This window comes from Hymenobacter edaphi (assembly GCF_003258365.1).
Lineage (GTDB): Bacteria > Bacteroidota > Bacteroidia > Cytophagales > Hymenobacteraceae > Solirubrum > Solirubrum edaphi.
The window spans coordinates 86,407-110,275 of sequence record NZ_QHKM01000001.1 but is presented as its reverse complement, the minus strand read 5'-3'; the positions used below and the strand labels follow the sequence as shown (position 1 = coordinate 110,275).

Here is a 23,869-nt window from a genome sequence, read left to right as displayed (position 1 = left end):
AATGGATGTGGTTGAGTGAGGTGTTTTTCGGCAAACCGAGCCGGGCCCGCGGGCTTCGACCAGGCAAAGGGGCAGCCGGGTTCCGGGCCACGGCGGGCCGGAACGGGCAGTAAGCAGCAAAGGCGAGGAGCCCGCGCCGGAGCCGCGCCAGGCAAGGCGCGGCGGGCAGCTTCAGCTCTTTATAAGAAGCCCGCGCCGGGGGCGCGGGCCCGGCGCCCCGAGGGCGGCCGGGCGGGCGGCTGGGGCCGCGGGCCGGCTCGGTACGGGGCGAGCCGGCAAGGACGTGGGGAGCGGGGTTATCAGCGTGTTAGGGTGGGTCAAATATAGCGGCGTTGTTTTTGAAAAATCAAGCGCCAAAAATGCGTCAACGGGCCAAAAACAGCGTTTTTCGCTTACATCTCACTTTCCGCTGTACGCTTACAGCACCCACTTTTCCGGCCAATTATGCGGTTACTGCAATCGTTTGCAGCATTCGACCTACCGGGCCCTTACGGGTAAAAAACACAAAAAAAAGTGGGCATTCAGCCCACTTTTTTTTCACTGGTTTTTGCTTTGCCGGCCCACGTCTCCACTTTCCGCGCCAAGACCGGGGCGGCGGCCACGTCCTCCTCCCCTGCCTCGTCCGCATCGGCCGCCGTATCGTCGAGTAGCAGGTCGGTCCAGCTGTCGTCTTCGGTGGCCTCGGCAGCCTGGCGGCGCATGGCCTCGAGCACCTTCTGGCTGAAGCTCCAGCAGGTGGCGCGGCGCAGATCGAGCACCCGCGAGAGTTCCTGAGCCGGGTAGTTGCCCTTGTGCGTGTGCAGCAGGAAGACGGCGTAGAAGGCTTTCACGATGGGGAACTTGCACTTCTGCAGCAGGGTGTAGGCCGTGGCCGATTCCACGTAGCGGCAGCGGGTGCAGCGGCGGGAGTGCGGCTCGCGGCCCTCGCAGAAGTTGTCGTGGCCGCACTTGCGGCAGTGGTAGCCCTGGGCCCACTTCAGGTCGGCCAGATAGCTCAGGCAGGTGTCCTTGTCGGGGTAGATCTGGCTGAACTCGCCGAAGTCCACCTCCTGGGCCAGCACCCGGGCAGCCTGGGCCTTCTGCAGGTCGCGCTGCAGGTCGCCGTTCAGCTTCTCGATGGCGGCCGACTGCAGGGCCAGCAGGCCGTTGGCCTGCAGCAGCTCGCGGTTCTGGGCGGCAATGGTTTCGCCCTGCTGGCGCAGCTCCTCGGTGCGCTGGGCTACCAGGCCCTCCAGCTCGGTATTTAACTGATCCTTAAGCTCATCGTTCTGCCGCAGCTGCTCTACCAGCTGCTCTTGCACCTCGTGCTTTTTGCGCAGCTGCTTCACCAGGCGCTGCTGGGCCCGCAGCGTCGCGTCCTGAATGCCCTTGATTTTCTCGCCCAGCGCGTAGGACAGAATCACCACTTCCAGCACGAACGCGGCGTTCATGCTGTACACCGTGAAGGTGTTGGTGAAGGTGTCGATGCCGAGCTTGCGCAGAATCAGGAAGCCCACGCTGACCACCACCAGCGTGTGGGACAGCAGAAAGAAGCGGGCGGGCCGAAAGCCGCCGCGCCACACCCGCAGGGCGGCCACGAACAGCATGCCGTAGGGCAGCAGATACAGCCAGAAGCTCAAGTCCGACTGCCACCAGAGGGCATCCAGCAGCAGGGCGGCGGCGCTGAGCAGCACCACGTTGCGCACCCAGGGGTCGTAGTGCGGCAGGCGCTGCGGGGCGTCGAGGAAGTGGCGGGCGTAGTAGCTGAAAGTGAGCAGCAGCAGCGGCGCCGAGCTGATGATAACCAGCTGATTGAACCACGGATGGTCGGGCCAGAGGTACTGAAAGCCCAGGCCATCTTCGGAGAGAAACACGAGGCTGCAGCTGAGTACGTAGAGCACGTAGCGCAGGTAGGTTTGCTCATGGGTGAAGAAGTACAGGCACAGGTTGTACACCACCATGATGAGCAGGATGCCGTAGAAGCCGCCCAGCAGGCCGTATTCCTGCTGAAAGCGCTCCACCAGGCCCTGCTCGGTGCGCAGGCGGGCCAGAAAACTGGTCTTGGAGTTGGCCTGCAGCCGCAGGTAGTAGGTCTGCGTCTGGTCGGCGCGCAGGGGCAGGCGCAGCAGGAAGTTCTTGTAGCTGTAGGGCCGCGAGAGGAAGGACTGGTCGGCGCCGGTGTGCACGGCGCTGGCGGGGTCCGTGGCATCGGGAAAGAACACGACGTCGCTCAGGTGAGAGTCGTAAAGCTCTAAGTACCAGTGCTGGGGCTGCGGGCCGTGGGCCTGCACCGTCAGGCGCAGCCAGTAGGCCGCGCCGGGGTGCTGCATGTTGGTGGAAATGGAGGAGCCGGCCACGAAGCGGGCCGCATTCACCCCCAGCTGCACGTCGGTCAGCGTCATGCGGCCGCCGGGGTCTTCGAGCACGCTGTAGTTGGGCGGCAGGATGAGAACTTCTTCCTGCCGGGCGCTGACGGTCAGCGGCTTTTCGGGCCCGGGCGGGGTGGTGGCCGCGGCGCTCCAGCCGCTCAGCAGCAGCAAGCCGCACAGCACCGCCCACAGCCAGCGCAGCGGGCCAAAGCGGGCAATAAGCAAAAACGCGTTGGGAATGGGTAAGGTGGGGCGCATGGTAGTCTACAAGTTAGAGAAACTACCCGCACATGCTGCAGCCGGCCGAATGAGCGAAGGGACCAGCCCACGCGGCGGGCAAAACCGTAGAGTATTCGGAATCAGGAATCTGGCGCATGATCAACAAAACTAACGGGGTATTTTCAGCCTGAAAGTAAGTGCTAGCTCACTTCGGCCCAGCTGTTCCGTTACTCCTGCTTTCACCCGCCCGCCGCACGAGGGCGCGGGGCGCGGGCCTTACTGCCCGCCCTGGGCGGCAGCTTTGGCATCGGTGAAGCGCAGCCAGCTAAGCACGGCGCCGGGCTGCTCCACCACCAGGCGCAGCGTGTGCGTGCCCGCCGGCAGCCTGGCCGTGCCGCCGTCGATGGTTTGCCAGCCGGCGCCGCCCGGCGCCACGCTGAAGCTGCCCAGGGCGGCGTCGTTCAGCTGCAGCCGCAGCCGGGCGGGGGCGGCGCCGGCGTTGGTGGCGCGCAGCTGCAGGGCGTAGGAGCCGGCTTTGGGCACCGTCACGGTGTAGCTCAGCCACTCGCCGGCCTCGGTGTGGCCTACCCCGAAGCCGTTGCCGCCCGCATCCGTTATGGCCTGCACATCCACGCCGTCGTTGCGGTAGGCCTGGCCGCTGTTGGTGGGTTTCAGCTCGCGGTAATCGATGCGGGCGTTGTAAGTGTCGTGGTAGGCCAGTCCTTCGCGGCCCAGGTCGTAATCGGCAGCCATGAGGGTGCCGGGCAACGTGTTAGCGGCGAAGGGCTGGCGGGCGTCGGCGGGCCGGGTGAGGGCGAAGAGGGCGTCGCGGTTCACCGAGCAGTTGGCAAACTGCGCGTTGCGCAGCAGCGCGGCGCGGCCCGCGGCCGTGAGGATGCTGCCGTAGGGCGGCACCCGCAGCAGGCTGCTGCCGGCATCCACGCGCTTCAGGTTCCAGTGGCACCAGCCGATGTTCTGCGCGTTGAGCTGCTGCACGGCGGCGGCAAACCACTCGTTGGAGTTTTCGCCCGTCTCCCCTACCCACACCGGCACCTGCCACCGGTCCCGGAACGCGGCCAGATTGCGCACCAGGTTGATCTGGTTGGGGTTCGGGTCCCGGGCCGCAGCGTCGTTGGGGCACCAGTAGCGGTGGGCGTTGTAGACGAGGCCGGTTTTATCCCTGATCTTCAGCTTGTCCGGGGTCAGGTTGGTGTACTCGTTGCCGTAGCCGTTGCCCTCCAGCAGCAACAGGTGCCCATCGTTCTGGGCCCGCACCGCGTCGATCAGGCGGCTGTAAAAAGCGCTTAGCTCTTGGTTATCTGGCGATAGGCCATTGGCGGCGTTCAGGTTGTGCGGCTCGTTGACGAGGTCGTACATGGCAATGCGCGCATCATTCTTATACCGTTTGGCCAGCTGCTCCCAGAGGCGCACGGTCAGATCCTGGTAAATCAGGCGGCCCTTGGCGTCGCGGCGCTTCCACAGGTCCAGGGGGCGGAAGTTGTCGTTGATGTTCGGGTCGGTACCCTGGCCACCCGGGGCCGCGTGCAGGTCGAGCACCACGTACAGGTTGTTGGCGGCGCACCAGCCCAGCACGTTGTCGATGGCCTGGATGCCGTCGAGGTCGGGGGCGGTGAAGAGCTGGCCCGCATCGTACCACTGGCTGAGCGTCTGCACGTACTCGGTCAGGGCGACGTCGCTTTTAGGGTTTTGCAGGGCTTTGGTGCGGGCCCGGCGTTGCTCCCGGGTCAGAAACAAATCGTAGTGAAACGGCAGGCGCACGCAGTTAAAGCCCTGCTTGGCAATGAAGTCGATGTCGGCCCGGGTGACGAAACCGGCGCGGTACTGGCGGTAAAACTCCTCCACGTCCTGTTCGGGCATTACCCGCAGCAGGCCCTGCTGGATACGGCGCTGGCAGTCGAGCGTGTCGGTTTTGAGAATGTAGCTTTCCTGCAGCAGCCAGCCGCCCACGTTCACGCCGCGCAGCACCACCGGCTGGCCCTCGGCATTCACGATTTGCGGCCCGCGGGCCGATAAGCGGCTCATTTGCTGGGCCGAAGCAGTAAGAATCAGGCCGCCCAGGGCGCCGGCCAGGGCAGTCAGGCGGGCAAGGCGGCCCGGGCGGCAAGGGGAAAAAGAGGTCAGGTTCATAAGCCTCGGAGAAAAACGGAAGCCCCGTAAAGCGAGAAACAGGATGGGGAAGCCCCACCCTGTTTTCCTCGCATTCACTCACTTCAAAAATTGGTTACTGTTTCACGATGCGCTGGGTCTGCACGCCGGCCGCGCCGCGCACGGTCAGGAAATACACGCCCTTGCGCAGGGTCCGCAGGTCCAGCGTAGTCGTTGGCTGCTGGGTGTGCTGCTCCAGCACCGTGCGGCCCAGGGCGTCGGTCAGGGTCAGCGTGTAAGGCTGGCTGGCCGCGCCGCCGGGCAGCACCACGGTCAGCTGCTCGTTGGCCGGGTTCGGGAAGGCCAGGACGGGTGCCGACTGGGCCGCCGACTGCGTGCTGAGCGCCGGGCGGCTGCCGGTGCAGGTGGCGCCGGCGGTGTAGCTGTGCGGGGTGGCGCTGGAGTTGCGCTCGGCCGTGGTGGTGCCCACGCGGTAGGTGAAGTAGAACGTCAGCGCCGCGCCGGCCGACTGGGCCTGGCTGAATGTGAAGTTGCTGCCCGCGGCCGTCATGTTGTAGCCCGCGTAGCCGCCCGTGCCCACTTTTACATAGATGAGGGCCATCGAGCTGCCGGCAATGGGACCGAGCGGGATGAACTTCCAGTTGACCGTGCCGTTGGTGGTCGACACCTCGTAGCTGTAGTCGCCGCTGGCTACGGTGCCGGTGCAGAGGCCGTTACCGCCCGTCCCCCCGCCGGTAGCTGTGCCGTACACTTCCAGCTCGTAGAGCGAGTAGCCGTAGCTGGCCCCGTTGATGACGGCCCGGGCCGTACCGTAGAGGCGCACGTAGCGGCCGGTGCCGCTCAGGCCGGTGTGGTCGTTGACGAGCGTGGTGTTGCCGGTGACGGTCCGGATGGTGGTCCAGGTGGCGGCGTCGCTCGACACCTGCACCAGGTAATCCTTGCCGTAGGCGGCTTCCCAGGTCAGCTTCACCCGGCTCACGTTGTAGCTGGCGCCCAGGTCCACGTAAATCCACTGCGGATCGGCAAAGGCACTGCTCCAGCGGGTGCTGGTGGTGTTGCCATCCACGGCGGCCGAGCCGGGCGTGCCGCTGTTCTCGGTCGAGGACGTGACGGTCGGCTTGTTCAGGGCCAGGTTCACGGCGGTAGTCGAGCTCACAGTTACGCTCACGGCGGCCGAAGTCGTCACGGCACCCGCGTTATCGGTGGCGCGGGCCGTAAGCGAGTAGCTGCCGGCGGCCACGTTCGTGCAGGAGAAGCTGTAGGGGCTGCTCGTGTCGGTACCGAGCAGCGTCGAGCCCTGGTAGAAGTCGACTTTGCTGACGGTGCCGTCCGAATCCGCCGCGTTGGCCGAGACGGTAATGCTGGCCGGGGCCGTAAACGTTGCGCCATTTGCGGGCGAAGTCAAACTTACCGTCGGGGCCACGTTCGTAGCGGTGCTGCTGAAGTTCAGCCAGTTGACGTTGCAGCCGGTGGAAGCCTGGGCGTAGAGGCGCAGCGTCTGCACGCCGGCCGGCAAGGTCACGGTGGTGCTGATGGTCTGCCAGCTCTGCCAGCCGCCGGTGTTGCCCACGTTGATGCTGCCCAGCACCGTGCCCGCGCTGTTGCGCAGCTGCAGGGTCGCCCCACCGTTGGCCGAGGCCACCCGGAAGCCCACCGTGTACTGCCCGGCCGCGGCCACGTTCACCGCGTAGTCCAGCCAGTCGCCCGTTTCGTACCAGTCCACGTTGATGCCCCCGCCGGTATCGGTGGTCGGCTCCGTTTGGGTGCCCTGCTGGGCCGTGAAGCTTTCCGCCTCGATTTTGCCCGGAATGGCCTGGGCCGAGGGGGCGGCGGCCACCGTCACGGCCACGGCCGCCGAGGTGGTCGAAGCGCCCTGGTTGTCGGTGGCTACGGCGGTGAGGCTGTAGCTGCCGGCTGCCACGCCGGTCCAGGTGTAGCTGTAGGGCGAGCTGGTATCGGTGCCGAGCAGCGTCGAGCCGCTGTAGAAGGCCACCTGCGTCACCGTGCCGTCGGCATCCGCCGCGTTGGCCGAGATGGTAATGCTGGCCGGGGCGGTGAAGCTGGCGCCGGCCGCGGGCGACGTCAGCCCGACCGACGGGGCCGCGTTGGTCGTGCCGTTATTGCTCAGGCTGCGCAGGTTATCCACGTAGAAGGTGTAGCCCGTCAGCGTGTTCGGCCCGAACAAAAACACCGAGTTGTCTACGTCTGCGTCGGGGGTGCTGGGGTCGGGGGCGTTGGCGAAGGTGAAGACGAGCGTGTGCCAGGCGTTGGTTTGCTTCACCACGGCCTGGTAAATGCTGTGGCGGCCGGTGGGGTAGTTCTGCGGCCGGGAGTCGGCGCTGCTTTCCAGCTGCCAGGAAATGACCGTGCCTACCGGGGCGGCGGTGTACACGTCCAGGGCAAACACCTTGTCGCCGCGCTTGTAGGCCGCGCCGTCCTTGGTCAGCAGGTTGCGGAAGGCCAGCACGTCGTACTGCTCGGTCACGTTGCGGGCGTACTGCCCCACTTTGGCCGAAGTATTCACGCCCGAAGCCGAGGGGGTGTTCACCACCGCCGCGTAAGTGCCGGTGCCGCTCAGGAAAGTCAGGTTACGGGTCGCGTCGTAGTTTTCGAACACGGTGCCGGCCGCGTAGGTCGGGGCAGCGGCGCGCTTCACGATGCGGATGTTGTCGACGTAGTACGTGTCGCCGGTCAGGGAATTGTTGCCGAACAAAAACGCCAGCTCGTCGATGGCCACGTTGGCGGTGCCGCCGTCGGGCGAGGTTACGTAGTTGAAAGTCAGCGTCTGCCAGGCATTCTGCACGCTAGTGCGGGCCTCGTAGGTGCTGTTGCGGCCGGCCGGGTAGGTGCCCGCGGCGGCGGCTTTGTTCTGCAGGTTCAGCAGCACGGCGGTGCCCACCGGCGCGGCCGTGTACACGTCGGCCTGAATCTGGTAGGTCTGGCTCTTAAACAGGGCCGCGTCCTCGATGATGGTGCCCGTGGGGCCAGCGTCGAAAAACAGCACGTCGTACTGCTCCGCGCTGTTGCGCACGTAGCGGGCCACCTTGGCCGAGGTATTCACGCCCGAGGCCGACGGATTGGTGAAGTTGGCCGTGTAGGCGCCGTTGGTTTTGGTGGCGTTCTGCGTGATGCGGGCCGCGCCGTCGTAGTTGATCAGCACGTCGGTGCTTACGATGGCCGGCACGGGCTGCTGCTTCACCAGCAGGTTGTCGAAGTAGAAGGTGGCGCCGGAGCTGCTGGCGGGCTGAAACAGCAGGGTCACGTTGTCGATGCTGTAGATGCTGGTGCCCGCGTCGATGCTGCGCTCCAGGTCGAATTCCAGGGTTTCCCAGGCGTTCTGTCGGCTGGTGTAGGCGCGGTAGGCGCTGTGGCGGCCCAGCGGGAAGTTGGTGGCCGTCGTGACGGTGCTGTTTTCCAGCTGCAGGGTCACCTTGCTGCCCACCGGCGCGGTGGAATACACGTCGAGGTAGATTTTCTTGCGCCCGGCCACGAAGTCGTTGGCGTTGCCGACGGTGAGGTTGCGCATCGAAATGACGTCGTACTGCTCCGACGAATTGCGCACGTAGCGGGCCACCTTGGCCGAGGTGTTCTGCCCGCCGCTCACCGGGTTGGTCAGCGCCTGGGTGAGTACGCCGGTGGCCGAGGCGTAGGTAATGAAGCGGTTGGCCTCAAAGTCCTCGTAGACCTTTTCCAGCTGCAAAGCCGGGCTGACGGTTACGGGCAAAGAGTAGGAACCCGTCGGGCAGCCGCTCACGGCGGTGGTCACCGCCACGCTGCCGCCGGCCGAGGAGCCCCAGCTTACCTGGATGGCGTTGGTGCCCTGCCCGGCCGTAATCGTGGCCCCGGCCGGCACCGACCAGCTGTAGGTGGCGCCCGTCACCGCGTCGAGGCGGTAGGTTTTGTTGGTATCGTTTTGATACACCGTCTCGTCGCCGAGCACGGCGTAGTTGTAGCTGCCCTTGTACACCCGCACGAAATCCACCTGCATGGTGGTCGGGAAGTCCGTGGGCGTGGGGTTGGAGTAGCCGGTGAAGCCGGTGCCGGGGCCGCCCACGGCCGCGTTCAGCATCAGGTAGAAGTTGCCGTCGTTGAAGGGCCAGCTGCCGCCCGAGGTGGTTTTGGGCGAGGCCGTGTGGTAGAGCGTGTTGTCGATAAACCACTTGATCTGGTTGGGGCTCCACTCCACCGCGTAGGTGTGGAAACCGGCCGACAGGTCGATGGTGCCGGTGGCTTCGCGGCCGGTGAAGTGCCAGCCGCCGTCGTCGTAGTGAATGGTGCCGGCCACGGAGGTTGGGTTCTTGTGCTTGGCCTCCATGATGTCGATTTCGCCGGTGGAGGGCCAGCTGCCGGGGTCGGGCAGCATCCAGAACGCGGGCCACACGCCCTGGCCCGAGGGCAGCTTGATGCTGGCTTCGATGCGGCCGTACTTGAAGGTCTGCAGCGCGCCGGCGGCGGTTTTGCTGAACAGCTTGGCCGAGGTGTAGGCATAGTTGCGGCCGCCCACGGTGGCCGGCTCGTAGCGGGTGGTGATGGTGAGGTTGCCCCCGGCCACCACGGCGTTGGCGGCCCGGTAGGCCTGCAGCTCGGCGTTGCCGAAGTTGCAGTTGCCCTCGGCGCAGCCGTCGCCCTCGTACACGCGCCACTTGCTCAGGTCACCGGCGACGTTGAACTCGTCCTGCCACACGATTTGGTTGCACTGGGCCTGGCCGGTGGTCGGGCTCAGGCACGCGAGGCCCGCGCCTACGGCCAGCGCCCGGGCGCTGCGGCGGAGCCACTGCCCGGCGCCGCCGGGGAGTAAAGGTGTTGTCATAATGGTTGTGGTGGTTGGGGAATGAGCGGGCACTAGCCGGCTGTCTGCCCCGCCCAGCGGAGCAGCAACCATTGCCGACGCAGCCGTCGGCGGGGCGGCGGGGCGCGGGCGAGAAGCCGGCCGTACCGCCGCGAAGCAGGAAGAGCGGGAAGCCCTGGCCGGGGTTGGGGAAAAGGCCGGCGGCGGGCGGCCGCGGCGGCCGTTCAGGGGCTCAGGGTGGTCAAAGCTAGGTGCGTTGTTAGCCAAAAGCAAGGGCAAAAACTTGCTCCACACGCCGCAAAAGGCATTTTAGGCAGACAGCTGTACGCTTAGCACACACCAATTTGTCACGTATTTGCAGCGCCAAAGCCCGCAAATCGGCCACTGCAAACGTTTGCGCAGCGGATAACAAACAATAAAAAAAGTGAGCCAGTGGCTCACTTTCCCGGGCGGTGGCGCCCTGCCGCCCCGCCCCTACCAGTAGCCCGCGGCCCCGCTCACGGAGTGCCGGCCCCGTGGCGCGGGCTTTCGGGCGGACCGAGGTAACTCGGCTGTAGCCCGCCCGCGTCGATGACCAGCTTTTCGAGCACCACGCCGGGGTCGACGCGCCAGAACTTCAGGGTATGCTCGCCGGCCCTGGTCAGCGTGTGCTTCGACTCCTTGAGCAGGATGTTCTGGGCCACAGCCTGCTCCCAGGGGCGGTTGCCGTTGTCGGCCACCAGGCCGGGGTGCAGGTTGACGAGTTGCGGCGGCTCGTCGTCGAACGACACGGCGTAACGCAGGCCCGGGCCGCCGGGGAAGTTGAGCGTCGGGGCCAGGTAGGCCTGCACCGTCACGGGGCCGGGGCGGCTGAGCTGCACCCGATACTCCAGGCAGGGCGAGCCGGCGGCGGGCAGCGCGGCCGGGGCGGTGACGGGCACCGTCGTGACGGCCGAGAGGGTGCGGCCCAAATCGGGCAGTACCTGCCACTGCACCCCGCCCGCGTCCACGGCCCGGCTGTAGTGCTCCGCCTCGATGCTCACGTAGCCGCCGGCCTCGGCGAATGCACCGGTGCCAGCTGCTGCGGGCTGCGGCCGGGCCAGCACCGGCTGCGCCTTATTTGCAGCGGCCGCAACGGTGGGCTCGGCCAGCGCCGTGGTTTTATCGGCTGGCAGGGTCAGCACTTCGGGCATTTTATCCACGGGCGGCTGCTGCCAGTAGGTGTAGCCGATGTGCGTCTGGTCCATCATGTGGTTCCATTTGCCGCCGGCCAGGGCGTGGTAGCGCTGCTTGATTTCGGCGTCCCGGGCAAACAGGGCCTTGGCCTGCTCGGCCAGCGCGTTGGTGTTGGCTGCGCCGGCTTTGGCGGCGGCGCGGTTTTGGGCTACCGTGTAGTACAGCTCGTTGAGGTTGGCCGAGGCCAGGATGGGATGCAGCACCAGCTGGAAGTACGCGTCGCGCTGGGCGGCGGGCAGCTGCTGGTTCACGGCTTCGGCCTGCTGGCGCAGCTGCTGCCAGTCGGCCATTACCGTCGGCCACTCGGCGTAATTCGTGAGGCTGTAGGTATCGGCGTCGAGCAGCTCGGGCTTGCGGCGGGCGTTGTACTTGGCGTAGCGGGCCAGCATGTCGCCGATGGCGGCTTCGTGTTGCGGTCCGAACTGCTGCCGGGCCCACCGCTGGGTGTACGCGGCCACCTGGGCGGCGCCGATGCGGTCGGGGTTCCAGGCGTAGTCGAGGAAGAAGCTGATGGGCAGCTCCATGGGCTTTAGGTCGCCCACGTTCACAATCCAGATCTGGTTGGCCCCGTGCGCGTGGGCCAGGTGCATCTGCTCCCGGATGCGCGGCAGCGGGTTCGTGTTCAGCCACTTGTAGTTGCGCGGGCCGCCCACGTAGTCGAAGTGGTAGTAGATGCCGTAGCCGCCGCGCCGGGGCTTCTCCCCCGCTTTGGGCAGCTTGCGCAGGTTGCCCCAGTTGTCGTCGCAGAGCAGCAGGGTCACGTCGTCGGGTACGCGCATGCCGCGGTCGTAGTAGTCCTGCACTTCCTTGTAGAGGGCCCAGAGCTGGGGCGTCTGCTCGGCGGGCTTGCCGGTTTCCTCGGCAATGATGTTGCGCTGATCGGCCACGATGCGCTCCAGCAGGGCAATGTTGCTTTCCTGGCTCATGGGCTCGTCGCCGTCGCCGCGCATGCCGATGCTCAGGATGTTTTCGCGCGAGCCCATGCGCCGCACGCCGCCGCGCCAGAACTCGCGCAGCGTCTCGGCGTTGGTCTGGTAGTTCCAAGGGCCCTGGCCGCGGTGCTTCCATTCCTCGTGGGCGCGGGTGAGCGGCTCGTGGTGCGAGGTACCCATCACGATGCCGTACTCGTCGGCCAGCACCGGATTCTGCGGGTCGTCCACGTTGAACATGTTGCCCCACATGGCCGGCCAGAGGTAGTTGCCGCGCAGGCGCAGAATCAGCTCGAACATGTGGGCGTACATCTTGGAGTTGACGCCGCCGAACTTCTCCCGGGCCCAGCCCTGCAGCGCAGGCGCCTCGTCGTTGATGAAGATGCCGCGGTACTTCACCGCCGGCGCGCCCAGGGTGTGGCGGCCGGGCAGCACGTACAGGGCCTTCTGCGGCGTCACCGGCACGTCGGCCCACCAGTACCACGGCGACACGCCCATCTGCTGCGACAAGTCGTAGATGCCGTAGATCGTGCCGCGCTTGTCGCTGCCGGCCACCACCAGGGCCCGCTCGACGCCGGCCATCGGCTTGTCCACCGTCTGCACCACGAAGGTTTCCCACTGGCCGGCCAGGCCGCCGGCATCGAGCTTCTTCGTTCGGATCAGCTGGTCGATCAGCGGACTTTTGCCCACCGTGCCGATGAGGACGACCTGCTGGCCGGCCGGGGCTTTTTCGGTACTGAGCGCGGGTTGCCGGCCGGTCACGCGCTGAATGTCGGCTTGCAGGTCGCGGGCGGCGCGCAGCACGCCGGGCCAGTCCTGGGCGCTGGCAAACAGCGGGGCCGCCTGGCCGCCGGCCACCAGCGGAAAGCGGCCCTTGCCCCTATCGGGACTGACGTAGGTTTCGGCGCCGGGCACGGCGGAGCCGGCCAGGGCGGGCGCAGCGGCCGTCAGCAGCAGGAGCAGCAGCGGCAGCCAGATTCGGCGGAGAAACACGGAAGGAGAAACGGTCATCGGAATACGGAAGCTAAAACTAGCTCCCCTCCTCAGAGGAGGAAGGGTTGGGGTGGGGTGAAAGAACAGAGTCAGAGCTAAAAGATTACTGCCGGGCATCAGCACGCGAGATGTCTCGGCAAGCTCGACAGGACGTGCTTGTTGCATCGTTCTGGCGGCGGATCAACCATCCCTAGCCCCACGCCGCTTGATGCGCGGAAGCAGCGGAGGAGGTAAACCGGCTCCAATCCTCTGGTTTCTAAAACTTCACCACCGCCTGGTAAGCCTTTTTGGGCCGCAGCTGCTGGTCGAAGAGCAACGGGTAGTTTTTGCGGCCGGCCACGGGGTAGGTATCCAGCCAGGAGTAGCGGTCCGACACGTTCCAGAACGTGACGCCGGTGAGCTGCTTGCGGTAGTCGCGGAACACGCGGAAAAACAGCTGGTACTGCGCCGCCTGCTTCTGCTCCAGCTCCGCCGTGTAGGCGTCCGCTTCGCCGGGCCGCTTGGCGCGCCGCTCCTTTTCCCAGGGGTACACCGACACGTCCAGCTCCGTTATCTGCACCTGCAGGCCCAACGACGCGAACCGCTCGATGGCCTGGCGCAGCTCCTGTTCGGAAGGCTCGAAGATGGACCAGTGGCCCTGCAAACCCACGCCGTGCACGGGTACGTTGGCGTCGCGGAGCTGCTTGAGCAGGCGGTACACCCGCTCACGCTTTTCGGGCCGCTCGGTGTTGTAGTCGTTGTAGAAGAGCACGGCCTGCGGGTCGGCGGCGTGGGCGTACTCGAAGGCCTTCGCGATGAACTCGTCGCCGCAGATGCGGTACCACTCCGAGTTGCGCAGAAACTCCTGCGGGTTGTCGCTGATGGCTTCGTTGACCACGTCCCAGGCGTAAATCCTGCCCTTGTAGCGCTTCACCACCGTTTCGATGTGGCTTTTCAGGCGGGCCAGCAACACGTCTTTCGACACTTGCTTGCCCTGCGCGTCCTTGAACAGCCACTTGGGCGTCTGCTCGTGCCAGAGCAGGTTGTGGCCGCGCACGCGCAGCTTATTGGCCTGCGCGAAGCCCACAATGGCGTCGGCGTCGTCCCAGAAGTAGCGGTTTTCCTCCGGGTGAATCGGCCCCATCTTCATGGCGTTTTCGGGCGTCACGCTGTTGAACTGCGCCCTGATGAGCGCGGCTTCCTCGCCCTGCAACGACTGCGGCCCCACGGCCACCCCGACGGGAAAATAGTCTTTGTAGTAGTCTTTCAGGCCCTTATCGGCCGCGGAGTGCTGGCTGCTGAGCAGCGTGGTGCTGCCCAATAGCAGGCCGAAAAGCAGCAGGCGGTGAGCAAAACGGCCCTGGTGGGCTGGCAGGTTATTTCTTTTCATGGTTGTGAAGACCGTCATGCCGAACGCAGTCACCGCGTGACGTACTAGAGAAATTGCGCAAGAATCAGGAGCGGGGCTTGCCCGCGTCGGTCAGCTCCAGCACCACCACCGATTTGGGCGGCAGCGTCACCACGAGCTGTTCGCCGCGTTTTTTGGCCCCCTTGAAGTCGGCCAGCTGCACGCGGTTGGGCTGCGCGAAGGAGTTGTAGTCGCCGACGTTGGCCGAGGTCAGGAGGCGGCCGCTCACGGCTTTCCAGCTGATGCCGGGCAGGCGGGTTTCCAGCGTCAGGGCCTGGTTGGGGTTGAGGTTGACCAGCGAAATGTGCACCGCACCGTTTTTGTCGCGGGAGGCCGAGGCGTTCAGGGCCGGGATTTTCTCGCCACTGAGCGCGTAGTCGGGGCTCTGAAATTGCAGCGGCAGCCACTCCGCGTCCTGGTGCACCTGGTAGAGGTCGAAGACGTGGTAGGTGGGCGTGAGCAGCATCCGCTCCTTGTCGGTCAGGATGAGGGCCTGCAGCACGTTCACGGCCTGGGCCAGGTTGGCCCCGCGCACCCGCTCGCAGTGGTTGTTGAAGATGTTGAGCGTGGTGCCGGCCACCAGCGCGTCGCGCAGGCTGTTCTGCTGGTACAGAAAGCCGGGGTTGGTACCCGGCTCCACGTCGGTCCACACGCCCCACTCGTCCACCAGCAGCGCCACCTGCTTTTTGGGGTCGTACTTGTCCATGATGGCCGCGTGCTTGGCCACGATGGCGTCCATGCGCAGGCAGTTGCGCACCGTGCTGAAGTACTCGGCCTCGCCGAAGCCGGTGGCGGGGCCTTTCTTGCCCCAGTCGCCGGTCGGCAGCGTGTACTGGTGCAGCGTGAGGCCCCACATCATATTGAGCGGGATGTTTTTCATGCACGTCTCCGTCCAGGCCGGGTCGTCGCCGTTGGCCCCGCTCACGATGCGCTTCAGGGGCGGCGAGCCGGGGTAATTGTGAGCGAAGGTGGCGTAGCGCTTGTACACGTCGGTGTAGTAGGCGGGCGTCATGTTGCCGCCGCAGCCCCAGCTTTCGTTGCCGATGCCCCACATGGTCACGCCGTAGGGCGCGGGGTGGCCGTTCTGGCGGCGCTGCTGGGTGAGCGGGGTGTCGGCGTTGGAGTTCAGGTACTCCATCCAGTTGGCCATTTCCTGCACCGTGCCGCTGCCCACGTTGGCCGCCAGGTAGGGCTCGGCGCCGAGCAGCTGGCAGAGCTCCAGAAACTCGTGCGTGCCGAAGCTATTGTCCTCCACCGCGTCGCCCCACCAGGTATTGATGGTGCGCGGGCGCTGCGCCGTGGGCCCCACCCCGTCGCGCCAGTGGTAAGCGTCGGCAAAGCAGCCGCCGGGCCAGCGCAGGTTGGCCACCTTGATTTTGCGCAGCGCCTCCACAATGTCCATCCGGATGCGCCCCTGCTTGGGCACGTTCAGCGCGGGGTCGGCCCAGAAGCCGTCGTACACGCAGCGGCCCAGGTGCTCGGCGAAGTGCCCGTAGATGTGGCGGCTGATGACGGGTTTGGCGGCCGGCGCGGGCTGCACCGTCAGCTGCACGGGCTGCTGGGCCAGGGCCGCCGGGGCCGTGAGCGTCAGCAGCGCCAGGGCGGCCGTAAACTGGCGCAGACGTGAAGCCTCACCCCCCGGCCCCCTCTCCAAAAGAGAGGGGGTGCCAGACGTCAGGGCTTGGGAACGGCGCGTTGCCCGCGGCCGAGCAGATAAGCCGAGATGCAGCGCCGCCCTGCGCCCTAGCGCGGCTATGCTTCCACGCTCGCAACTACGGAAGCCGGGGAATGAGATTCGCAGCACGGGGTTAGATGTATTGGTTGATGATGTTTTCCAGCCACTCCTGCTTGCCGCTGCGCGGCGTCGGTTCGCCGTGCGCGTGGGCAATGCGGCGCAGGTCTTCCAAGGTCAGCTGGCCTTGCTCAAAAGCCGCACCGTCGCCCGAGTCGAAGGAGGCGTAGCGCTGCTGGCGGAACTGCCGGTAGGGCGACTTTTCCAGAATGTCGTGGGCCACCACCAGGGCGCGGGCAAAGGCGTCCATGCCGCCGATGTGGGCAATGAAAATGTCCTCCAGGTCGGTGGAGTTGCGGCGGGTTTTGGCGTCGAAGTTGATGCCGCCGTGCCGGAAGCCGCCGTGCTCCAGGATGATGAGCATGGATTCGGTCAGCTCGTTCAGGTTCACCGGAAACTGGTCGGTGTCCCAGCCGTTTTGGTAGTCGCCGCGGTTGGCGTCCATCGAGCCGAGCATGTTGGCATCAGCCGCCACTTGCAGCTCGTGCTGGAAGGTGTGGCCGGCCAGCGTGGCGTGGTTTACTTCCAGGTTCAGCATGAAATCGTCCTGCAGGCCGTACTCCTTGAGGAAGCCAATGACGGTGGCCGCGTCGAAGTCGTACTGGTGCTTGGTGGGCTCGGCCGGCTTGGGCTCGATGAAAAACTTGCCGGTGAAGCCCTGCTTGCGGGCGTAGTCGCGGGCCATCGTCAGGAAGCGACCCATGTGCGCCAGCTCGCGCTTCATGTCGGTGTTGAGCAGGGTCATGTAGCCCTCGCGCCCGCCCCAGAACACGTAGTTCTCGCCGCCCAGCGCGATGGTCGCGTCCAGGGCATTGAGCACCTGCGTGCCGGCGTGGGCCAGCACCTGAAAGTCGGGGTTGGTGCTGGCGCCGTTCATGTAGCGCGGGTTGGAAAACACGTTGGCCGTACCCCAGAGCAGTTTCACGCCCGTCTCCTGCTGCTGCTGCCGGGCGTAGTCCACGATGGCGGCCAGGTTGCTTTCGTACGCGCGCAGCGAAGCGCCCTCGTCCACCAGGTCCACGTCGTGGAAGCAGTAGTAGGGCGTGCCGATTTTGGTGAAGAACTCGAAGGCCGCATCCATCTTGTCGCGGGCGCGGCCGAGGATGTCCGGCTGCCGGTCCCAGGCAAACTGCCGGGTGCCGGGGCCGAACGGGTCGCCGCCGGTGCCCACGAAGGTGTGCCAGTAGGCCGTGGCGAAGCGCAGGTGCTCCTGCATGGTCTTGCCGGCCACCACGCGGGTGGCGTCGTACCACTTGAAGGCCAGCGGGTTGTCCGATTCGCGGCCTTCGAACTTGATGGGCTGGATGCCCTTGAAATACTCGGTCTGGGTCAGCGTGCTCAGCGCCATGATGGGGAAAGAAAAAAGAGTTGGGTCGTTGCTGGTCAGGGTCCCGGAGCCGGCGGCCGACCGCCGCACTCACCTTCGGCGGGTAGCCACCGGCCCGGAAACCTGAAGTTCGGCGGGCCTATTCCACCAGCAGCTTACTGGTAATCAGGCTGCCGTCCTGCCCGGTGAGCTGCACCACGTAAAGGCCGGCGGCCAGCCGCAGCTGCAAGTCCACCACCGGCTGCTGGCGCAGGGCCTGCTGGTGCACGGCGCGCCCCAGCCGGTCGACGATGCGCAGCTGCGTGCTATTCTGGGTGCCGCTCAGGCTGAAGCGGCCGTCGGCCGTCGGGTTTGGGAAGAGGCGCACGGTGGTTTCCTGGCCGTTTTTGGCACGCAGCACGGTGGTGCGCACGTAGTTCTGCAGCCACACAAAGGCCGCGCGCTCGGTGTTGTCGGCGTTGGCCAGGTAGGCGCCCTGGGCGGTGCGCCAGTGCCCGGGGCGGTAGCCCCACAGGGTGATGCCCTTCACGCCCGGGTGCGTCCACAAAGTGGGGAAGATGCGCTGGTACTCGGCCAGCTGAATGGCGTCGTCGAGGTTGCTGCTCGCGTCCACCCCGTCGATGTCCAGCTCGGTGATGTAGAGCGGCTTGCCGGCCGCGGCCAGCGTGGTCAGGTTGGCCGCCAGCGTGGCAGCCGGAATGCCGCGCGTCTCAAACGCGTGGCCCTGAATGCCCACGCCGTCCACCAGGTTGCGGGCCGTGAGCAGGTTGATCAGCGAGAGGTAGCGCTGCGTATTGCTGCTGCTGGTGATGACGCCGTAGTCGTTGATCAGCAGCTGGGCGTTGGGGAAGTACTGCCGGGCCAGCGTGAACGAGGTGATGACCCAGTCCCAGCCGGTGGTGCCGGCCCCGCCGAGGGCGTTGTAGTAGTTGCCGGCGCCGCTACCGGGCGTGTTCGGGCCGTTGTTGCCGGTCGAGCCGTTGAGGGGCAAATCGTTCAGCGCCTCGTTCACCACCTCGATCTGCGCAATGTTGGGGTAGCGCTGGGCCACGGCCTGAAACCACTCGTTGATTTCGGCCAGCTGGTCGGCGTTGCTCAGGGTTTCGATCCAGACCGGCTGCTGCTGGCCCCAGATCAGCGTGTGCATCTTGAACGGGATGCCCTGGCGCTGGGCCAGGGCGTAGGTCGAGTCCAGCTCGGCCCAGTTCATCTGGTTGCGGGTGCCCTCCACCGAGCCCCATTTGCCCGCGTTTTCGGGCGTTACCTGGTTGAAATAGCGGTTGAAGAACAGCTTCTGCGCGGGGCTCCACACGCCGCCCAGGTACTTGGGCTTGCCCTGGGCCATGGGCGGGCCGGTGGGCGTAAAGGTGACGGGCGGCGTGGTCGTGCCCTGCTGGCCCGCGTCGAGCTGGGCCGGAGTGAAGTAGAGGCCCGTCTGCCCAAACACCAGCTTGTCGATGTCGAAGCCGTCTTCACGCGCGCCGAGCTGGAAGGTCTGCGTGAGGGCGCCGGCGGCCACCGTAAACGACACCGGCGTCTCGCTGTAGCTGTACTTCGACATGTTCACCCACTTCCACACGCCGGTGCCGGCCGGGCCGCCCTGGTCGACGGGCAGGCTGCCGCTGCTGTAGCCCACGTTGAAGAGGTTGTTGCAGGTAATCCAGTCGTTGTCGTTGGTGGGCGACTTGCTGCCGAAGCCGCTGGCGTAATAGAAGCTGTCGTCGTTGGCCCCGCCCGCATTCACCCGCATGCGCACGTACAGGTCGTAGGTGCCGGGGCCCGGAAAGGTCACCGAGTAGGTGATGACGCGCGCCGCCGTGCCGGGGTTCTGGGCGTTGATGGTGGCCGTGGGCGTGATAGTCACGTACTGCACGCCGCTGGCCGTCTGGCTCAGCCAGTCGGCGCCCAGCGTGCCGGCTTCGGCCTGCTGCGACACGGGCGCGTTCTGCGCCTGCGCATGGGAGGTGGCGCCCAGGCTCAGCAGCCCGAGTACGCCGAGGAATAGCGTAGAAGTTGATTTCATTGGTGGGGATTGTGGAAATGCGGGCCCGGAGCGGGCCTCGGTGGGGTTGATGTCAGTAATCGAACGGAGCCAAGAGCCCGAACCGGCTCTTTAGCAGCGCAGGTAGCGTTATTGCAGCGTCAGCTGGGCCGTGGCCGGGGCGGCGGCGCCCAGCTGCTGGCTGCGGGCCGAGGGCAGGGCGCCGCCCACGGCCAGCGTCACCGGCCCGGTGGGCGCCACGCGGCGCCCCTGCTCGTCGATGCGGGCCAGCTGCTCGGGCGTGAGGGTGAAGCGCACCGTTTGGCGGGCGCCCGGGGCCAGCGGCACCCGGCGGAAGCTTTTCAGCGAGTACAGCGGGTTGGGCTGGCCTTTCGGGGCGGTGTGCGTGAGGTAGAGCTGCACCACTTCCTCGCCGGCCACGCTGCCGGTGTTGGTCACGGTCACTTCCACGTCCACCGGCTTGCCTTTGGCGGCTTTCCGGGGCAGCTTCAGGCCCGAATAGGTGAAGGTGGCGTAGCTCAGCCCGAAGCCGAAGGGATACATCGGCTCGGCCGTCATGTAGCGGTAGGTGCGCCCCTGCATGCCGTAGGCCTCGTAGGCGGGCAGCTGGTCGAGGCTCTTGGGGAAGGTAATCGGCAGCTTGCCCGAGGGCGCGGCTTTGCCGAACACCAGGTCGGCCACGGCGTTGCCGCCTTCCTCGCCCGGGTACCAGGCCAGCAGCACCGCGTCGGCCAGCTCGTGCACCTCCTGCAGGTTCATGGGCGAGCCGCCGGTGATGATGGCCACGATGGGCTTTTTGTTGTCCTTACGCAGCTTGCGCAGAAATTCCAGCTGGTTTACCGGCAGGTTGTAGTCGAGCCGGTCGCCGTAGGTCGTGGAGGAAATCGACTCGCCCTCCTCCCCTTCCATCAGCCCGTTGATGCCCAGCACCACGAAGGTCGCGTCGGCTTCCTGGGCGGCCTTGGTGGTCCAGTCGATGGGATTCTGGTTGGGCCGGTCGAGCAGGGTGCCCTGGCGGTACTGCACCTGGCTGCCGGCCGCCGCCCCGCCCACCAGGCCCTCCAGGATGGTGGTCATGTTGCGGTTCACGCCGTAGTAGTTGCCGAGCAGCGCCTCCAGGTTGCTGGCGTTGGGCCCGGTCACGAAGTACATCGGCAAATCGTTGCGCAGCGGCAGCACGCCGTTGTTCTTCAGCAGCACCATCGACTTCACGGCCGCCTCCCGGGCCAGGGCGCGGTGCTCGGCGCTGTTGACGACCGAGGCCGGAATCTTATCGTAGGGCGAGCTGCCGGCCGGGTCGAAGAGGCCCAGGCGGAAGCGGGTGCGCAGCAGCACGGCCAGGGAGCTGTCGATCTGGGTTTCGCGGATGAGCCCCTGCTGCACGGCCTCGGGCAGGTAGGGCGCCACGTTGCCGCAGTCCAGGTTGACGCCCCGGCTCACCGCCAGCGCGGCGGCCTCGGCGGGCGTTTTCACCACGTTGTGGCCCTGAAAGAAGTCGTTCAGGGCCCAGCAGTCGGACACCACGTGGCCGCGGAATTTCCACTCCTGCCGCAGCACCGTGTTGAGCAGAAACTGATTGGCGCAGCACGGTTCGCCGTTGGTGGCGTTGTAGGCGCACATCACCGCTTCCACCTGGCCCTCCTGCACCAGCGCCTGGAAGGCGGGCAGGTAGGTTTCGCGCAAATCGTGCAGCGAGGCCTGGGCGTTGAACTCGTGGCGCAGCCGCTCGGGGCCGCTGTGCACGGCGAAGTGCTTGGCGCAGGCGGCCACCTTCAGGTGCGCCGGGTCGTTGCCCTGCAGCCCGCGCACGAAGGCCACGCCCAGGCGGGAGGTCAGGTAGGGGTCTTCGCCGTAGGTTTCCTGCCCGCGGCCCCAGCGCGGGTCGCGGAAGATGTTCACGTTGGGCGTCCAGAAGGTCAGCCCGCTGTAGCGCAGGCGGTGCCCCCTGGCCACGGCGGTATTATACATGGCCCGCGCCTCGTCCGATATGGCCGTGGATACGCGCAGGGCCAGGTTTTCGTCGAAGCTGGCGCCCAGGCCGATGGCCTGCGGAAACACCGTGGCCTCGCCGGCCCGGCCCACGCCGTGCAGGGCCTCGTTCCACCAGTTGTAGGCCGGCACGTTCAGCCGCTCGATGGCCTTGCTGTTGTACAGCATCTGGTCGGCCTTTTCGGCCAAGGTCAGCTTGCCAATATAGTCGTTGACGCGGGCGTTGAGCGGCTGGGCCGGGTCGAGGTACAGCGGGGCTACGGCCTGCGGGGCCTGGGCGCGCACGGCCACGGCGGGGGCGGCCAGCAGCAGCGCGAGGGGCAGCAAGTAGTGGGCAGTCATGGGCGGGCGAGTGGTCGAAGCGGGCAGTCAGAGGCCTGGCGGCCGCCGGCGGCCACGCCGCAGCAGCGCCGCCGACGGCGGAAATCAGCAGAGCAGAAGGCGGCCCCAGGCCGCCGGCAAGGCCGGCAGCTCCCGGCCGCCAGCCGTGGGCTGACGGGCGGAAACTGCCGGCGGCCAGCGCCGGCCACGGGGCCGGCTGTGGCGCAGTCTTCGGATTCGGGACGGCCGCGGTGGCACATTCCCCTGTTCCCCGACGCCCGAGCGGACGTCAAGTGCGTGCGTAGCCGGCGGCGAGTTCCCACGCCCGCCGCCGGCCCGGTCGCCCCGGTTCCGAAGGCTGCTCACCGGGCGGCCGCGGCCGCCTGGTACCTGGTGCGCCGCCGTTCAGGGCTGGCGCAGGTTCTCTCAGATCAAAAATCGGTGCGGAAGGGCGAGGCGGGCAGCCCGGCCTTGTTGTAGAGGTTGGCGCCCTCGGGGTTGTCGGCCCAGGCGTAGCGCACGGCCACGGGCGAGGGCACCTGCTCGTGCCAGACGACCACCTTGTCGCCCTCGATACGGGCCTGCGCCCACTGCCACTGCTGGTCGGGGCCGGCAATGGCGAAGTGCTTCAGGGCGCCGCCGCCTTTGGCCACCAGCCCGCCGCCCAGCTCGCTGAAGCGGAGCGTGACTTTGTTGCCGCTGATGTTCATGCCCTGGTACAGCGGCCCGGAGGCGGCTATTTTCTCGCCGTAGGCTTCGCGCTCGGCCTGCAAGGCCAGGCGGTGGCCCACGGTCTGCTTGTCGAGCGGGTGAATGTCGTTCCACTCGCCCAGGTCGATGGCCACGGCCATGCCGGTACGGGGCACCGCGGCCAGGGTGCGGCGCTGCTGGTCGCGCAGCTCGGCCCAGCTGCTTTCGGTGGGCTGCTCCTTCACGGCCATGAAGTTGGCCAGCTGCACGTAGAGGAAGGGCAGCTGGGGCTGCTGCCAGGCGCGCCGCCAGTCCCCAATCAGGCTGCTCATCAGCGGCAGGTACTCCTTGGGCGCCTTGGTGTTGGCCTCGCCCTGGTACCAGATGACGCCCTTTACGGCGTAGGGCGCCAGCGGGGCCACCATGCCGTTGTAGAGCACCCCGGGCTGCCACTGCCAGAAGGTCGGGCCGCCGAGCGGCTCCATCCGGGCGCCGAGGCGCATCAGCCAGGGGCCGCGCAAATCCACCTTTTGGCCGGCGGCCTGCAGCTCGTAGGTTTTGTCGGGCGTGAAGCCGCCGCGGCCCGCGCTGTTGATGACGCGCACCACCAGCACGTTCTTACCCGCTTTCAGCACCGTGGCCGGCAGATCATACTTGCGCGGCGGATACTGGTAGCCGGTGGTGCCCACAAACTGCCCGTTCAAATACACCGAATCGGCATCGACGATGGTACCCAGCTCCAGGCGGGCGGGCTGCCCCGCCATGGCGGCCGGCACCTCAATTTCCTTGCGCAGCCACACCACGCCGTTGGCCGCCAGGCCCTGATTGGCCCAGTAACCGGGCACGGTGAAGGGCTGCCAGCCGCTCACGTCGAGGCCGGGGGCGTACCACGGCGTCTGGCCCTTGCTGAAGCCCTGGTCCTGCTGGCGCAGCTGCCGGTACCAGGCCTGGTCGCGGGCCCGCTCCTGCTGGCGGATGCCCTCTACGTACAGGCTGTCCTTGATTTGCCGGGCACGCTGCTCGTAGGGCGGAAAGGCCTTCAGGGCTTCGGCGCTCAGCCACGACTCGGCCGGGGAGCCGCCCACCGCGGCCCGGATCAGGCCGATGGGCACCTTGTACCTGGCGTGCAGCTCCCGGGCGAAGAAATAACCCACGGCCGTAAACTGCAGCACCGATTTGGGGTCGGCCGCGGTCCAGCGGCCACTGGGCAAATCAGCGGCTGGGCCGCGGAAGCTGTAGCGCGTGGGCGCGTCGAACTGCCGGATCTGCGCATTAGCCGATTGCGCAATGACCTCGGGGTACTTGTCCTTGACGCGCGCCATCGGCAGCTCCATGTTCGACTGCCCCGAGCACAGCCACACGTCACCAACGAGAATATCCTTCACTTCCAGCTGGTTGCTGGCCTTGATGCTCATCGAGTACGGCCCGCCGGGCTTGAGCGCCGGCAGTTGCACGTGCCACTTGCCGTCCTGGCCAGCGGTGGCGCGGTAGGTTTTGCCCTGGAAGCTCAGCGTAACGGCTTCTCCCCTATCGGCCCAGCCCCACACCGGCACGGCCGCGCCGCGCTGCAACACCATCCCGTCGCTGATGAGGCGGGGCAGGCGCACGGCGGCGTGGGCGGCGGGCGGGCTCAGCAGCAGGCTGCCGGCGGCGAAAAGAAGCGTGGTGGGTTTCATGGGTTGGGGGGAACGGAAGGCGGGAGCAGATCAGCGGGCCGGAGCCCGGGCGGGCGCCGGCAGCC

The 23,869-nt window shown here is 66.7% G+C and carries 10 protein-coding genes; all 10 read right to left on the bottom strand.

The annotated features are described in order from the left end of the window. Positions 1–521: 521 nt before the first annotated feature. Positions 522–2,606 carry a 7TM diverse intracellular signaling domain-containing protein gene (locus tag DLM85_RS00305; RefSeq protein ID WP_111476078.1) on the bottom strand — a complete coding sequence of 695 codons (2,085 nt, stop codon included), beginning with the start codon at positions 2,604–2,606 and terminating at the stop codon, positions 522–524. Positions 2,607–2,843: 237 nt separating this feature from the next. Next, positions 2,844–4,715 (bottom strand): cellulase family glycosylhydrolase, encoded by a 1,872-nt coding sequence (locus DLM85_RS00300; protein ID WP_111476077.1) that lies wholly within the window; start codon positions 4,713–4,715, stop codon positions 2,844–2,846. A 94-nt stretch (positions 4,716–4,809) separates the two neighbouring features. Then, a complete protein-coding gene (locus DLM85_RS00295) occupies positions 4,810–9,504 on the bottom strand; it encodes an Ig-like domain-containing protein (RefSeq protein WP_165821952.1) in 4,695 nt (1,564 codons plus the stop codon). 476 nt (positions 9,505–9,980) lie between these two features. Then, positions 9,981–12,638 (bottom strand): glycosyl hydrolase 115 family protein, encoded by a 2,658-nt coding sequence (locus DLM85_RS00290; protein ID WP_111476075.1) that lies wholly within the window; start codon positions 12,636–12,638, stop codon positions 9,981–9,983. 238 nt (positions 12,639–12,876) lie between these two features. Next, complete coding sequence (locus tag DLM85_RS00285; RefSeq protein ID WP_111477456.1) at positions 12,877–13,989, bottom strand: endo-1,4-beta-xylanase; 1,113 nt, start codon at positions 13,987–13,989, stop codon at positions 12,877–12,879. A gap of 64 nt (positions 13,990–14,053) precedes the next feature. Then, positions 14,054–15,661, bottom strand: coding sequence for an alpha-N-arabinofuranosidase (locus tag DLM85_RS00280; RefSeq protein WP_243635828.1), 1,608 nt, complete (start codon positions 15,659–15,661; stop codon positions 14,054–14,056). A gap of 154 nt (positions 15,662–15,815) precedes the next feature. Continuing rightward, complete coding sequence (gene xylA / locus DLM85_RS00275; protein WP_111476074.1) at positions 15,816–17,147, bottom strand: xylose isomerase; 1,332 nt, start codon at positions 17,145–17,147, stop codon at positions 15,816–15,818. A 118-nt stretch (positions 17,148–17,265) separates the two neighbouring features. Next, complete coding sequence (locus DLM85_RS00270) at positions 17,266–19,149, bottom strand: endo-1,4-beta-xylanase (protein ID WP_111476073.1); 1,884 nt, start codon at positions 19,147–19,149, stop codon at positions 17,266–17,268. A gap of 108 nt (positions 19,150–19,257) precedes the next feature. Next, positions 19,258–21,459: a glycoside hydrolase family 3 N-terminal domain-containing protein gene (locus DLM85_RS00265; protein WP_111476072.1), complete on the bottom strand. Its 2,202-nt coding sequence runs from the start codon at positions 21,457–21,459 to the stop codon at positions 19,258–19,260. Positions 21,460–21,869: 410 nt separating this feature from the next. Further along, the gene (locus DLM85_RS00260) at positions 21,870–23,804 is read right to left on the bottom strand and encodes a sialate O-acetylesterase (RefSeq protein ID WP_111476071.1); all 1,935 of its coding nucleotides are present in this window, start codon (positions 23,802–23,804) and stop codon (positions 21,870–21,872) included. Positions 23,805–23,869 lie beyond the last annotated feature (65 nt).